Source organism: Streptomyces sp. NPDC045695 (assembly GCF_056432025.1).
This window is the reverse complement of record NZ_JBWKJU010000011.1, coordinates 110,683-124,431: the sequence shown is the minus strand read 5'-3', so window position 1 is coordinate 124,431 and position 13,749 is coordinate 110,683. Positions and strand designations below refer to the sequence as shown.

Here is a 13,749-nt window from a genome sequence, read left to right as displayed (position 1 = left end):
GGTTGTGCGCATCAGCGCCCCAAACGCCCGCGGACCATTCCGACCATCGCGTTGAGCTCTTCGATCCGCATGCGCTTGGCGGCGATGAGGAACACGGCAGCCAGGGCCAGGCCGCCGGCGACGAGGGCCGCGGCGGAGCCGCCGACTCCGCTGCCCAGCGCCCGGGTGACCCCGTAGGCGGCGGCGCCCGCCGCGGCGGCGGCGGGGACGCAGGCGCCCGTGAGGCGGGCGTAGGTGCGCATCACGTGTGCGCCGTCGAGGTCGCCGCCGAGGCGGGTCTTCAGGCGGCGCCAGGCGACGCCGACGCCGACGGTGTAGCCGAGGCCGTATGCGGCGGCCATGCCGACGACCGCCCACCGGGCGGGGAGTACGAAGAAGGAGGCGGCGGAGCCCGCTGCGTTGACGGCGGCGACGATGACGGTGTTGTAGAAGGGCGTCCGGGTGTCCTCGTAGGCGTAGAAGCCGCGCAGGACGACGTACTGGACGGAGTAGGGGATCAGCCCGAGGCCGAAGGCCATCAGGACGTAGCCGATGTTCTGGGCGCCCGCGCCGGAACCGGCGTAGAGCAGGGTGGCCATGGGGACGCCGAGGGCCAGGAACGCGAAGGCGCAGGGGACGATCGCGACGGCGGAGGTGCGCAGTCCGTAGGAGATGTCGTCGCGGACGGCGGCGGCGTCCCCGTCGTGGGCGGAGCGGGAGATGCGGGGCAGTACGGCCGTCATGACGGAGACGGTGATGATGGCCTGCGGCATCTGCCAGAGCAGCAACGCGTAGTTGTAGGCGGTGATGCCGGTTCCGGAGTGGCCCTGCTTCTCGGCGACGGAGCCGGCCCAGGTGGCGAGCTGGGTGACGACGACGAGGCCGATCTGGTTGGCCAGGACGAAGAAGAACGTCCACTTGGCGAGGCGCGCGGCCTTGCCGAGGCCGTGGCCCTTCCAGTCGAAGCGCAGGCGCGGAGCGAAGCCCGCGTCGCGCAGGTACGGCAGCATCGCCAGGGCCTGGACGGTGAGGCCGAGCAGGGTGCCCAGGCCCAGCAGGCGCACGCCGTCGGAGGTGACGGTGGTGGCGCTGACGCCGGAGGTGGTGAAGCCGCCGAAGGCCCAGATGAAGGCGCCGAAGGTGGCGATGACGACGATGTTGTTGAGGACGGGGGTCCACATCATCGCGCCGAAGCGGCCGCGGGCGTTGAGGATCTGACCGAGGACCACGTGCACGCCCATGAAGAACATGGTGGGCAGGCAGTACCGGGCGAAGGCGACCGCTACGTCCATCTGCTGGGGGTCGGAGGCGATCTTCGGCGACATCATCGTGATGAACACCGGTGCGGCCAGGACGCAGATGGTGGTGATGGCGGCCAGCAGGACCACGACGAGGGTCAGCAGACGGTTGGCGTACGCCTCTCCCCCGTCGTCGTCGTTCTTCATGGCCCGGACCAGCTGCGGGATGAAGACGGCGTTCAGCGCGCCGCCGCCGACCAGCACGTAGATCATCGTGGGCAGGGTGTTGGCGATCTGGTAGGTGTCGTTGAACGTGCCCACGCCGATGGCGCCGGCGATGACCAGGGTCCGCAGGAAGCCGGTGATGCGGGAGACGATCGTCCCGGCGGCCATGAGCGCGCTGGACTTGAGGAGGCTGGAGGCACGTCCGGCGGGCTTGCTGGGGGCCGGGGCGGCGACGGGGGCGTCCTCGGCGGGGGTGGGGGGCGCCGCCTCCTGGTCCCGGTAGAGGTGCGCGAAGGCGTCGGGTTCGGGCTGCTCGTCCGAGGCCTTGGAGACGAGGGAGTCCACGCCCACGAACTGCGTGGTCGTGGCGTGGTCGCCGTACGGCAGGTGGCGGGAGGGGCCGTCCGGCTCGGGCGGCGGGGTCTGGGCCCAGACGCGCGGGTCGGGGGAGTACGAGGGAGCGGCCGGCGCCGCGTAGAGCGGGCCGGGCTCCTGGTAGGTGCCGGGCGGCGGCGGGGGGTGGGAGGCCCGGTCGTAGAGGACCTCGGCGACGGGGTCCTGGGCGGACAGGTCCTGGGACCGGTACGGGTCGTAGTCGTAGGCGCCCTGGACATAGGGGTCGTGGTCAGGCGCGGGCGTGGGCGCGGGAACCTGCCCCGGCACCGGAGTGCCCGGAGCAGTGCCCTGGGAGGGCGCGGGCCCACCAGTGCCCTGCGCGCGGTCACCGTCGTACGGCGCGTTCATCGAAACCCCACCTCATCGTCCCCAGGCCGGCCGGCCACGGCATCGCTCAACGGTCCACTGTCTCACTCGTGCCGGACCCGTCGGTGCTTTGCGGTCCGGTGTCCGGGGACTCGTCACTCGCCTGCGTGCTCTCCTCGGCGGCCGCGCGTGCTGCGACGCGCTTGCGGCTGGCGTACATCTTGATGCCTGCCAGGACCAGGAGGAGCACGCCGCCGGCGATCACGAGCATGACGGTGGGGGTGATCTCGGTGGCCTCGACGGTGAACCTGCGTTCCTTGCCGTAGGGGACGCCGTCCTTGGTGTAGAGCTGCGCGGTGACCTCGACTGGGCCGCTCGCCGTGGCGTTGGCGGTGAACTTGACGGTCTGGGTGTGGTCGCCCTGGACGGTGACCTGCTGCTCGGCCTCGCCGCTGTTGCCGAACATCAGACGGGTCGGGTTGGCGGACTTCACCCGCAGGACGAGGTCGTGCACGTCCTGGACGAGGCTGTTCTGGACGCTGACCGGGATGGTGGCGCTGTGTCCGGACAGGGTGGCGTCGGACTTGGGGATGACCTTGACCTTCTCGGTGAGGCCGATCAGATAGGCCTGCACCTGGTCCCGGTAGACCTGGGCCTCCTCCGGCCGGCCGCGCCAGGAGGTGGACATCTCCCGGTTGGTGGTGTTGCCGAAGGGGATCTCGACGCGGTCCGGTGCGGCGAGGATCACCTTGAAGTGGTCGAGGGTGCTCTGGGTCGTGCGGATCTTCTCGAACGCCGATACCGGCAGCTCCTGCTGGCGCAGGGCCTCGGGGTACTGTCCGGCGCCCGGCACCTGGGTGGTGGCCCGCGGATCAGGCTTGGCCGCAGCCACCGCTTCGAGGTCCCCGGTGTGGGTCCAGCGGCCCGCCTGGAGGCCGCGTACGGCCTGGGCCATCGTCTGCACCTGGCTGACGGTGGGCGTGCGCTGCGGGGCGACGACGAAGCTGCGCTGCTCGTCGGTCTTCTGCAGGTTGAGGGCGAGGCTGTGGGCGAGGAACCGCTGCACGGCGAGCGTGGCGTTCCCGGCGTTCAGCATGTCGCCCTCGAAGGCGGTGGACAGCTCGGCGTCCGCGACGACGGCGGTGGTTCCGGCGCCGATGGGCCGGGCCGCGGAAGGCGTGTAGCCGAGGGCTCCGCTCTCCACGAGGCTGTCGCTGCGGGTGAGGACGTTGTGGGCGCCGGCCGAGGTGGCGACGTTGACGATCGAGGGGTCGATGGCGCCGTCGACGGGCCAGGAGAAGTCGGTGGAGGCGGTGACGTGCAGGACGGTCTCCACGGCCTGCTTCGCCTTGTCGGTGGCCGGGCGCAGCTGGCCCAGGCTGCCGGAGACGTCCTTGCCGTGGTGGGCGAGGGAGGCGAGGTCCGGGTCGGCGTAGGGCAGGGCGACGACCTTCTTGCCCTGCACGGCGGCTTCCAGGGCGCTCAGCCACTGCTCGGCGACGGCCTTGTTCTTGCCCTGGACCGGCTTGCCGCCCGGCGTGCGGACCCGGTAGCCCTTGGTCATCGCGTCGACCGTGTAGAGCAGGTCGGGGTCGATGACCCAGGTGATCGGCAGTTCCTTGCCGAGGGTGACCATCTGTTCCAGGCGGCCGCCCGCCTTGAGTTCGTCGGCGAGGGAGTCGTCGAGGAAGACGGGGGTCTGGAGCTCGTCGGAGCCGGTCTCGGCCGTCACGCGGGTGGTGGAGATCAGTGGCCACGCGTAGGCGATCTGGGAGCGCTTGGCGGCGGCCTCGGGCTGCCAGGGCAGGAAGGTCCGCTTGATGCCCAGCACCTGCTCGGAGGGGCGGCTCTCAGTCACCCCGGACAGGGAGACGCCGAGCTGGTAGACGCCGTCCTTGTCCAGCTCCAGTTTGTTCACCGGGACGGTGAGGGTGAACTCCTGGCGCACCTTCGACGGCAGTGAGGCGATCTTGACCGCGTGGGCCGGGTCGATCTCGCCCGGGTCGATGCCGGCCCGGAAACCGGTGCGGTCGGCCGCCTCGTCGATCGAGGACCGGTCCGCGAGGAGCGGCCCCACCCGCAGGCCCACGTGGGCGTCGTTGATCGTTTCGGAGCCGTTGTTGACCACGGTGCCCTGGATGGTCAGCGTGTCGCTCTTGACCGGCGCCGCGGGGGCCAGGGAGGTCAGCTGGACGTCGACCGGGGAAGCCTGGGCCGCCTCTGCCTTCGGGGCGGGAGAGTAGACCAGGGCGGCCAGCACGGGCGTCCCGGCGAGCAGGACGATCGTGCGCCGCAGCCATCGGCGCCGGACAGGAGCGGGGGACGCCCCCTGGATGTCTGCCGCCTCGGCCACGCGCTAGCCCGTCCCTCGAAGTGTCAGTGGTCGTCTTTTGTGCGTCCACGCATGGTAACGAGGCCCGCTGTGTGTGAGTGCCGCGCCTTGCTCCACATGATCGGCTCAGCCCCGGAGCGGCCGTGGACCGGGGTCGCCACAAAACGGTGAAGCCCAGGGCGGGCCGGGCACGTACCCTTTTCTGTTGTGCCGAACGCCAACGAAGACAACCCCAGTGCCCTGAGTCAGGTGCAGCGCCGCGCGGTCAGTGAACTGCTGCGGGTCGCCCCTGTCGCCGACGAGCTCGGCCGCCGATTCCAGGAGGCGGGCTTCCGCCTCGCCCTGGTCGGTGGGTCCGTCCGCGACGCGCTGCTCGGGCGTCTCGGCAACGATCTCGACTTCACCACGGACGCCCGTCCCGAGGACGTGCTGAAGATCGTCCGGCCGTGGGCCGACTCTGTGTGGGACGTCGGCATCGCCTTCGGCACCGTCGGGGCGCAGAAGAACGCCCGCGTCGGGGACGCCGTACGGAATTTCCAGATCGAGGTGACGACGTACCGCTCGGAGGCCTACGACCGCACGTCGCGCAAGCCCGAGGTCTCCTACGGGCACGCGATCGACGAGGACCTGGTCCGCCGCGACTTCACCGTCAACGCCATGGCCCTGGCCCTGCCGGAGCAGGAGTTCATCGACCCGCACGGCGGCCTGGAGGACCTTGCCGCCGGAGTGCTGCGCACGCCCGGAACCCCGGAGGACTCCTTCTCCGACGACCCGCTGCGCATGCTGCGGGCCGCGCGGTTCGCCGCGCAGCTGGACTTCGAGGTCGCCCCGGAGGTCGTGGCGGCCATGAAGGCGATGTCCGACCGGATCGAGATCGTCTCGGCGGAGCGGGTCCAGGGCGAGCTGAACAAGCTGATCCTGTCCGCCCACCCGCGCAAGGGCCTGGGCCTGCTCGTGGACTCGGGTCTGGCCGACCGGGTGCTGCCCGAGCTGCCCGCCCTGCGGCTGGAGAGCGATGAGCACCACCGGCACAAGGACGTCTACGACCACTCGCTGATCGTCTTGGAGCAGGCGATCGCCCTGGAGGAGGACGGTCCGGACCTGGTGCTGAGGCTCGCCGCCCTGCTGCACGACATCGGCAAGCCCCGTACCCGCCGCTTCGAGAGCGACGGCCGGGTCTCCTTCCACCACCACGAGGTGGTGGGCGCGAAGATGACCAAGAAGCGGCTGACCGCTCTGAAGTACTCCAACGACATGGTCAAGGACGTGTCCCGGCTGGTGGAGCTGCACCTGCGCTTCCACGGCTACGGGGACGGCGAGTGGACCGACTCCGCGGTGCGGCGCTACGTCCGCGACGCCGGTCCGCTGCTGGAGCGCCTGCACAAGCTGACCCGCTCCGACTGCACCACGCGCAACAAGCGCAAGGCCAACGCCCTGTCGCGCACGTACGACGGGCTGGAGGAGCGGATCGCCCAGTTGCAGGAGCAGGAGGAGCTGGACGCGATCCGGCCCGACCTGGACGGCAACGAGATCATGCAGGTGCTCGACGTCGGCCCTGGTCCGGTGATCGGCAAGGCCTACGCCTTCCTGCTGGAGCTGCGGCTGGAGAACGGCCCGATGGGCCGTGAGGCGGCCATCGCCGCGCTCAAGGAGTGGTGGGCCGCTCAGGCCTGAGACAGGACCGTCGGTGAGGGTGTTTCACGTGAAACACCCTCACCGACGCCGTTTCCGAGGCCATGTTTCACGTGAAACATCGCCGCTGCCGGGTCAGCAGCGCCGCGGTCAGGGCGTAGAGGGCCGCCACGCACAGAAGCAGGAGCACCGACCGTCCGTTGGCCGGGAGTATGAGGGAGGCCACCGCGGCGGCGCCGACGAAGGCGATGTTGAAGAGCACGTCGTACACGGAGAAGACCCGGCCGCGGTAGTCGTCGTCGACGCGGGACTGCACCTCCGTGTCCGTGGAGATCTTGGCTCCCTGGGTGGCGAGGCCGAGGACGAACGCGGCGGCCAGCATGGGGCCCGGTGTGAAGGACAGGCCGAGGGCGGGCACCAGGACCGCGGCGCCCGCGGAGCAGGCGGTGATCCAGCCGAGGGTGCCCAGCCGGCCCACCAGCCAGGGGGTCACCACGGCGGCCGCGAAGAAGCCGGCCCCCGAGGCGCCGACCGCGACGCCCAGCAGGGCCAGCCCGTCGGACTCGTTGTCCGACCAGGAGTAGCGGCAGAGCATCAGCAGCATGACGAACAGGGCCCCGTAACAGAACCGCATCATCGTCATCGCGGCCAGCGCCCGCGCCGCCGGACGGCGGGCGGCGAGGTGCCTGAGTCCTTCGATCATCCCGCGCGTGGCCAGGGCGATCCCTTCGGCGATCGAGGGGTGGATCCGGCCCGGGGGGTGGTCGGGCCCGAGGAGGCCGATGGCCAAGCGCAGCGAGACCAGGGCCGCACACAGGTAGAGCGCGGCCCCGAGCAGGACGACGAGGGCGTCGGAGTCGGAGGCGAGCACGCGGACGAGGAAGGCCAGTCCTCCGCCGGCGACCGCGGCGAGGGTTCCGGCGGTGGGGGAGAGCGCGTTCGCGGTGACCAGCTGGTCGGGTCCGACGACGTGGGGCAGTGAGGCGGAGAGCCCGGCCAGTACGAAGCGGTTGACGGCGGTCACGGACAGCGCCGAAGCGTAGAACAGCCAGTCGGGGACGGGCGTGGCGATCAGCATCCCGGTGACGCAGGCGAGGAAGGCCCGCAGCAGGTTGCCGTAGAGGAAGACCTGGCGGCGGCGCCAGCGGTCGAGCAGGACCCCGGCGAAGGGGCCGATCGCCGAGTACGGCAGCAGCAGTACGGCCATGGCCGAGGCGATGGCGGCCGGCGAGGTCTGCTTCTCGGGGGAGAAGACGACATGGGTGGCGAGCGCGACCTGGTAGACACCGTCCGCCGCCTGGGAGAGCAGCCGTACGGCGAGGAGGTTGCGGAAGTCCCTCAGACGCAGGAGTACGCGCAGATCACGTACGACAGGCATGAGGGCAAGGGTCACATACGCCGAGGGTCCCCGGGCGCATTGCCCGGGGACCCTCGGCGGAAGAACAGCCGAAGCCAGGGCGCCGTCGGCACCCGTGCGGTTCGACTAGCGCTCGACCTCGCCCTTGATGAACTTCTCGACGTTGGCGTAGGCCTCGTCGTCGAAGTACTGCACCGGCGGGGACTTCATGAAGTAGCTGGACGCCGACAGGATCGGGCCGCCGATACCGCGGTCCTTGGCGATCTTCGCGGCGCGCAGGGCGTCGATGATGACACCGGCGGAGTTCGGGGAGTCCCACACCTCGAGCTTGTACTCGAGGTTCAGCGGGACATCGCCGAAGGCACGACCCTCAAGGCGGACGTAGGCCCACTTGCGGTCGTCGAGCCACGCGACGTAGTCGGACGGGCCGATGTGCACGTTCTTCTCGCCGAGCTCACGGTCGGGGATCTGCGAGGTGACGGCCTGCGTCTTGGAGATCTTCTTCGACTCGAGGCGGTCCCGCTCGAGCATGTTCTTGAAGTCCATGTTGCCGCCGACGTTGAGCTGCATGGTGCGCTCAAGACGGACACCGCGGTCCTCGAACAGCTTCGCCATCACGCGGTGCGTGATGGTGGCGCCGACCTGCGACTTGATGTCGTCGCCGACGATCGGGACACCGGCCTCGGTGAACTTGTCAGCCCACTCCTTGGTGCCGGCGATGAAGACCGGGAGGGCGTTGACGAAGGCGACCTTGGCGTCGATGGCGCACTGGGCGTAGAACTTCGCCGCTTCCTCGGAGCCGACCGGCAGGTAGCAGATCAGGACGTCGACCTGACGGTCCTTGAGGATCTGGACCACGTCGACGGGAGTCTCGGCGGACTCCTCGATCGTCATGCGGTAGTACTTGCCCAGGCCGTCCAGGGTGTGGCCGCGCTGAACGGTCACCCCGGCGTTCGGGACGTCGCAGATCTTGATCGTGTTGTTCTCGCTGGCGCCGATGGCGTCCGAAAGGTCGAGGCCGACCTTCTTCGCGTCGACGTCGAACGCGGCGACGAACTCGATGTCACGCACGTGGTAGTCGCCGAACTGGACGTGCATCAGACCGGGGACCTTGGCCGCCGGGTCGGCGTCCTTGTAATACTCGACGCCCTGCACCAGCGAGGCGGCGCAGTTGCCTACGCCGACGATGGCTACGCGAACCGAACCCATTCCGGTTGCTCCCTGTTTGTTCTCGGACGAGGTCTGCAAGATGCAGGCCTCACTTTGCAGTTTCGTCGGACGGACCGGGTCGTCTCTGATCCCGTCCCGCCCGCTCGCTCTCGATGAGCTCGTTCAGCCAGCGCACTTCACGCTCTACGGACTCCATGCCGTGACGCTGCAGCTCAAGGGTGTAGTCGTCGAGGCGCTCCCGCGTTCGGGCGAGGGAGGCGCGCATCTTCTCCAGACGCTCCTCCAGCCGGCTGCGCCGGCCCTCCAGCACCCGCATGCGCACTTCTCGTTCGGTCTGACCGAAGAAGGCGAAGCGGGCGGCGAAGGACTCGTCCTCCCAGGTATCGGGACCCGTGTGGGACAGGAGCTCTTCGAAGTGCCCCTTACCCGCGGCCGTCAACCGGTAGACGATCTTGGCGCGGCGCCCTGCGAGTGAAGCGGCGAGAGCGTCTTCCGGGGCATTGCCCGGCTCTTCGATCAACCAGCCGTTGGCGACCAGCGTCTTGAGGCAGGGGTAGAGCGTCCCGTAGCTGAAGGCTCTGAACACCCCCAGTGAGGTGTTGAGCCGCTTGCGCAGCTCGTAACCGTGCATGGGGGACTCGCGAAGCAGGCCGAGGACGGCGAATTCGAGGATGCCTGAGCGTCTGCTCATCCGCCTGCCTCTCCTCCGACTCTGAGTCTTTATACCGAGCTGATGTATCGACTCGATACATCCAGACGATAGAACGACCCACCAACATCGACAAGGGGGGCGGGGGTGACCGGTGTCACATCACCAATTCGTACCAGGCAGGTTGCCTGATTTGGGGTGAACTTCGGCACTGGTCGGGTTTTGAGCGTGCGTAGTCTGTGCGCCAGGACACCGGGGGAACCGGAATTCACCTGCCGCTTCCAGGCCACTCGCCTGCCCGAGGAGTAGTCGTTCGATGAGCGAGCACCGCCGCAAACCGTCGCAGCCCCAAAATGGTGGGCGCGCCGCGGCCCGCCGGGCCGCCCAGCAGCGCCCCGGCCGGGGCGCCACGGCCGGCCGCGACGTCCCCACCGCGTCGCCCAGCGGCCCGCATGCGGAACCGCCCGCACAGGCCAGCCGTGCGGCGGCGCGGCGTGCTGCCCGCAGAGGGACCGCGGGCCGGGGTACCGGGAACGCGGCTCGCGGCAGTGGCCGTCCGGACAAGCGGCTGATCAACTACCCGCGGTCCGACCGGGACGGCTGGAAGCGCTTCGTGCCCTCCTGGAAGTTCGTCTGCGGAACGGCCCTGGGCTTCTTCGCCGTCATCGTCGCCGGCACCGGCCTCGGCATCGCCATGGTCAACACCCCCGACCCGAACAAGGCGGCCCAGGCGCAGAACAACGTCTTCTACTGGGCGGACGGCAGCCAGATGGTGGCGACCGGCGGCTCGATGAACCGGCAGATCGTGCCCATCTCCAGCATTCCCCGGTCCATGAGGGACGCCGTGATCGCGGCGGAGAACGAGTCCTTCGACACGGACAAGGGCGTGGACCCGATGGGCATCGCCCGCGCCGTGTACAACATGGCCTCGGGCGGTTCCACCCAGGGCGGCTCGACCATCACCCAGCAGTACGTGAAGAACACCTACCTGGACTCCGACCAGACGCTCAAGCGCAAGGTCACCGAGCTCTTCATCGCGATCAAGCTGGGTGTCTCCGAGGAGAAGGACACGGTCCTCGCGGGCTACCTCAACACCGCCTACTACGGCCGGGACGCCTACGGGATCCAGGCCGCGGCCCGCGCCTACTTCGGCAAGGACAGCCAGGAGCTGAACCCCGCCGAGTGCGCCTTCCTGGCCTCCGTGCTCAAGGGCCCCAACCTGTACAACCCGGACGGCGGGATCGGCCCCGCGGCCACCCCCGCCCTCAACGAGGACCGGGCGAGGAAGCGCTGGGCCTGGGTGCTGGACCGCGAGGTCGAGGTCGGCCGGATGGACAAGGCCGAGCGGGCCAAGTACAAGGACGCGGACTTCCCCCCGCGCGTGGAGTCGGAGCAGGCCCGCGGCATGACCGGCCAGATCGGTTACCTGGTCGACACGGCCAAGGCGTACGTGATGAAGACCAAGGGCATCACCGCGGAGCAGATGGCCCGAGGCGGCTACCGGATCAAGACCACCTTCCAGAAGCCGAAGGTGGACGCCCTGGCCAAGGCGGTCGAGGACACCCGCAACGGGTTCATCGACGAGAAGAAGCGCCCCGACACCGACACCTTCGTACAGTTCGGCGCGGCCTCCGTGGACGTGAAGACCGGGGCGCTCGTGGCCCTGTACGGCGGTCCGGGCTGGGACCAGAAGTACTTCAGCAACAACGCCAACACCAGCGGTGTCCCGGTCGGCTCGACCTGGAAGCCGTACGTGCTCGCGGCGGCCATGGAGTACGGCACGCAGAACTCCAAGGGCCGGGGCATCTCGGCCGACAGCAAGTACCAGGCCAACGACCTCACCGTGATCAACAACCGTGAGGGCAAGCCGCTGCGCGACGCCTCCGGCAACCCGTTCAAGCAGAAGAACGAGAGCCCCACCGCCTTCGGGTACGTGACCCTCAACGAGGCGATGGAGAAGTCCATCAACGTCCCGTTCGCCCAGCTCGTCTTCGACGTCGGCCACGACAAGGTCCGGGAGGTGGCCAAGGCCACGGGCCTCCTGGAGGAGTCGCTGAACCCGAACAACGACGCGTCCTTCGCGCTCGGCACCTCCACCCCCAGCGCCATCCGGATGGCCGACTCCTACGCCACCTTCGCCGCCTCCGGCACGCACCACGAGCCCTACTCGGTGATCGAGGTCGACAAGGACGGCGAGAAGCTGCCCGGCTTCGAGCCCCCCAAGGCCCAGCGCGCCATGGACAGCTCCATCGCGGACAACATCACCAAGGTCCTGGAGAACGTCGTCGAGAACGGCACCGGCACCAAGGCCAAGAAGCTGGGCCGGCCCGCCGCGGGCAAGACCGGTACCACCGACTTCAACAAGTCGGCGTGGTTCGTCGGCTACACCCCGGAACTGTCGACCTCGGTCACGCTCTTCCGCACCGACCCCAACTCGGCGGGCAAGGAGCTGATCTCCATGAACGGCGTGGGTGACATCCCCTCCATCCACGGTGGTGACATTCCGGCCGCGATCTGGACCGAGTACATGCGCGAAGCGCTCAAGGGCACCCCGGTCAAGGACTTCCCCGAGGCCGAGGACATCGGCGTCACCGCGGACGCCTCCGGCGCCCCCTCCCCCACGCCCTCGGCGGTCGCCCCGTCGCCGTCCCCGTCCCCGTCCACGCAGCCGTCGCCCACACCGTCGGGCCGCCCCTCCCCCTCCAAGAGCGGCAAGCCCTGCAAGCCGTGGGAGCTGTACTGCGACCCGGAGCCCACGAGCAGCACCAGCGGAGGCACCACCGGAGGGCTCATCGGCGGAGGCGACGGCGGATCCAGCGGCTCACCGTCACCGACGAACACGGCCAAACCGGGCCGCCCGGGCAGCTCCACCGCGGGAACGTTCACCGCACCCGAGTGACGGGCCCCGCCCGCCGCGCGCGATGAAGTGAACGGGGAAGGCCGTCGCACCCGCTGCGACGGCCTTCCCCCATGTCCGGCCCGGTACGGCAGGATGACCCCCATGACCAAGGTGCACGAGGACCGCCCCGTACTGCCCACGCAGCAGGACGAGGTCGCCGCAGCCGGAGCTGAGTTCCTCGGCGGCCCGCTCGGCCGCCATGCCCGGCTCGGCGGCCACTGGCTGGGACCGGTCCGTGTCGTGGTCCTCATCGCCATCGGCATGTTCGCGCTGGGCATGGTGCAGAAGCTGCCCTGCTACGACTGGGCGTGGTTCCGGGGAGCGGGCTCGCAGTACACCCATGCCTGCTACTCCGACATCCCCCACCTGTACGCGGTGCGCGGCTTCGCCGACAACCTGACGCCCTACTTCGACCGGCTCCCCGGCGACATGGAGTACCTGGAGTATCCGGTGCTCACCGGGCTCTTCATGGAGATCGCCTCCTGGCTGACTCCCGGCAGCGGCTCCATGCAGCACCGCGAGCAGATGTACTGGATGGTCAACGCCGGCATGCTGATGGCCTGCGCGGCCGTCATCGCCGTGTGCGTCGCCCGCACCCACCGCCGCCGGCCGTGGGACGCCCTGCTCTTCGCGCTCGCGCCCGCCTTCGCCCTGACCGCGACGATCAACTGGGACCTGCTGGCCATCGCCCTGACCGCCGCGGGGATGCTGATGTGGTCCCGCGGGCGGGCGCCCCTCTTCGGCGTCTTCATCGGCCTGGCCACGGCGGCCAAGCTCTATCCCGTCCTGCTGCTCGGGGTGCTGTTCGTACTCTGCTGGCGGGCCGGCAAGTGGCGCGACTTCGGCCTTGCGGCCGGCGGCGCGGCCGGAGCCTGGGGCCTGGTGAACCTGCCGGTCATGCTCTTCGCCTGGGACGGCTGGACGAAGTTCTACACCTTCAGCCAGGAGCGCCCCATCGACTTCGGGTCGGTGTGGCTGCTGATCTCCCAGCGCTCCGGCAACCCCCTGACCGATGCCAACACCTACGCCACCGGGCTGACGCTCCTGCTGTGCGGGGCCATCGGACTGCTCACCCTGACCGCTCCGCGCCGGCCCCGGTTCGCGCAGCTGGCCTTCCTGGTCGTCGCCGTCTTCATCCTGTTCAACAAGGTCTACTCGCCGCAGTACGTGCTGTGGCTCATCCCACTCGCCGCGCTGGCCCGGCCGCGGTGGCGGGACTTCCTGGTCTGGCAGGCCGGCGAGGTCGTCTACTTCCTCGGGATCTGGTTCTACCTCGCCTACACGACCAGCGGGGACAAGCACCAGGGCCTGCCCGTCGAGGGTTACCAGCTGGCGATCGCGGCCCACCTGCTGACCACCGTCTACCTGTGCGCGGTCATCGTCCGGGACATCCTGATGCCCGAACGGGACGTCGTGCGCCGGGACGGCTCGGACGACCCCTCCGGAGGCGTCCTGGACGGCGCCGCGGACGTGTTCGTCCTGTCGGACGCGGCGAGGGCGCCGCAGTACGCGGCGCCCTCGGAGGGACAGCGGGTCCACTGGGGCATCGACCCCAAGGACTGACCG

At 69.6% G+C, this 13,749-nt stretch carries 8 protein-coding genes; 3 read left to right on the top strand and 5 right to left on the bottom strand.

Features of this window, described 5'->3' with window-relative positions; genetic code table 11:
- Positions 1-11: 11 nt before the first annotated feature.
- Together murJ and AC07DU_RS20580 are read right to left on the bottom strand one after the other, a co-directional pair.
- Positions 12-2,186 (bottom strand): murein biosynthesis integral membrane protein MurJ, encoded by a 2,175-nt coding sequence (murJ, locus tag AC07DU_RS20585; protein WP_360897077.1) that lies wholly within the window; start codon positions 2,184-2,186, stop codon positions 12-14.
- A 46-nt stretch (positions 2,187-2,232) separates the two neighbouring features.
- The gene (locus AC07DU_RS20580; RefSeq protein WP_479112780.1) at positions 2,233-4,497 is read right to left on the bottom strand and encodes a DUF6049 family protein; all 2,265 of its coding nucleotides are present in this window, start codon (positions 4,495-4,497) and stop codon (positions 2,233-2,235) included.
- A gap of 186 nt (positions 4,498-4,683) precedes the next feature.
- On the opposite strand from AC07DU_RS20580, the gene AC07DU_RS20575 reads away from it, so the two are divergent.
- Entirely contained in the window at positions 4,684-6,150 is a 1,467-nt protein-coding gene (locus AC07DU_RS20575) for a CCA tRNA nucleotidyltransferase (RefSeq protein ID WP_479112778.1), read from the top strand.
- A 67-nt stretch (positions 6,151-6,217) separates the two neighbouring features.
- Here AC07DU_RS20575 and AC07DU_RS20570 read toward each other — a convergent pair whose 3' ends face one another.
- From AC07DU_RS20570 to AC07DU_RS20560, 3 genes are all read right to left on the bottom strand, one after another.
- Positions 6,218-7,486 (bottom strand): MFS transporter, encoded by a 1,269-nt coding sequence (locus AC07DU_RS20570; protein WP_479112776.1) that lies wholly within the window; start codon positions 7,484-7,486, stop codon positions 6,218-6,220.
- Between the two features lie 105 nt (positions 7,487-7,591).
- Positions 7,592-8,674 (bottom strand): inositol-3-phosphate synthase, encoded by a 1,083-nt coding sequence (locus AC07DU_RS20565; protein ID WP_360904656.1) that lies wholly within the window; start codon positions 8,672-8,674, stop codon positions 7,592-7,594.
- A 49-nt stretch (positions 8,675-8,723) separates the two neighbouring features.
- Positions 8,724-9,326: a PadR family transcriptional regulator gene (locus AC07DU_RS20560; RefSeq protein ID WP_360904659.1), complete on the bottom strand. Its 603-nt coding sequence runs from the start codon at positions 9,324-9,326 to the stop codon at positions 8,724-8,726.
- A gap of 274 nt (positions 9,327-9,600) precedes the next feature.
- Between AC07DU_RS20560 and AC07DU_RS20555 the strand changes: the two genes are divergently transcribed.
- Together AC07DU_RS20555 and AC07DU_RS20550 are read left to right on the top strand one after the other, a co-directional pair.
- Positions 9,601-12,183 (top strand): transglycosylase domain-containing protein, encoded by a 2,583-nt coding sequence (locus AC07DU_RS20555; RefSeq protein ID WP_479029313.1) that lies wholly within the window; start codon positions 9,601-9,603, stop codon positions 12,181-12,183.
- 102 nt (positions 12,184-12,285) lie between these two features.
- Positions 12,286-13,746: a glycosyltransferase family 87 protein gene (locus AC07DU_RS20550; protein ID WP_479112774.1), complete on the top strand. Its 1,461-nt coding sequence runs from the start codon at positions 12,286-12,288 to the stop codon at positions 13,744-13,746.
- Positions 13,747-13,749 lie beyond the last annotated feature (3 nt).

What these genes read in the sequence shown, in the direction of transcription:
- murJ (WP_360897077.1), bottom strand. Translation starts at nt 2,186, where the DNA reads ATGAACGCGCCGTACGACGGTGACCGCGCGCAGGGCACTGGTGGGCCC.
- AC07DU_RS20570 (WP_479112776.1), bottom strand. Translation starts at nt 7,486, where the DNA reads ATGCCTGTCGTACGTGATCTGCGCGTACTCCTGCGTCTGAGGGACTTC.
- AC07DU_RS20565 (WP_360904656.1), bottom strand. Translation starts at nt 8,674, where the DNA reads ATGGGTTCGGTTCGCGTAGCCATCGTCGGCGTAGGCAACTGCGCCGCC.
- AC07DU_RS20560 (WP_360904659.1), bottom strand. Translation starts at nt 9,326, where the DNA reads ATGAGCAGACGCTCAGGCATCCTCGAATTCGCCGTCCTCGGCCTGCTT.
- AC07DU_RS20555 (WP_479029313.1), top strand. Translation starts at nt 9,601, where the DNA reads ATGAGCGAGCACCGCCGCAAACCGTCGCAGCCCCAAAATGGTGGGCGC.
- AC07DU_RS20550 (WP_479112774.1), top strand. Translation starts at nt 12,286, where the DNA reads ATGACCAAGGTGCACGAGGACCGCCCCGTACTGCCCACGCAGCAGGAC.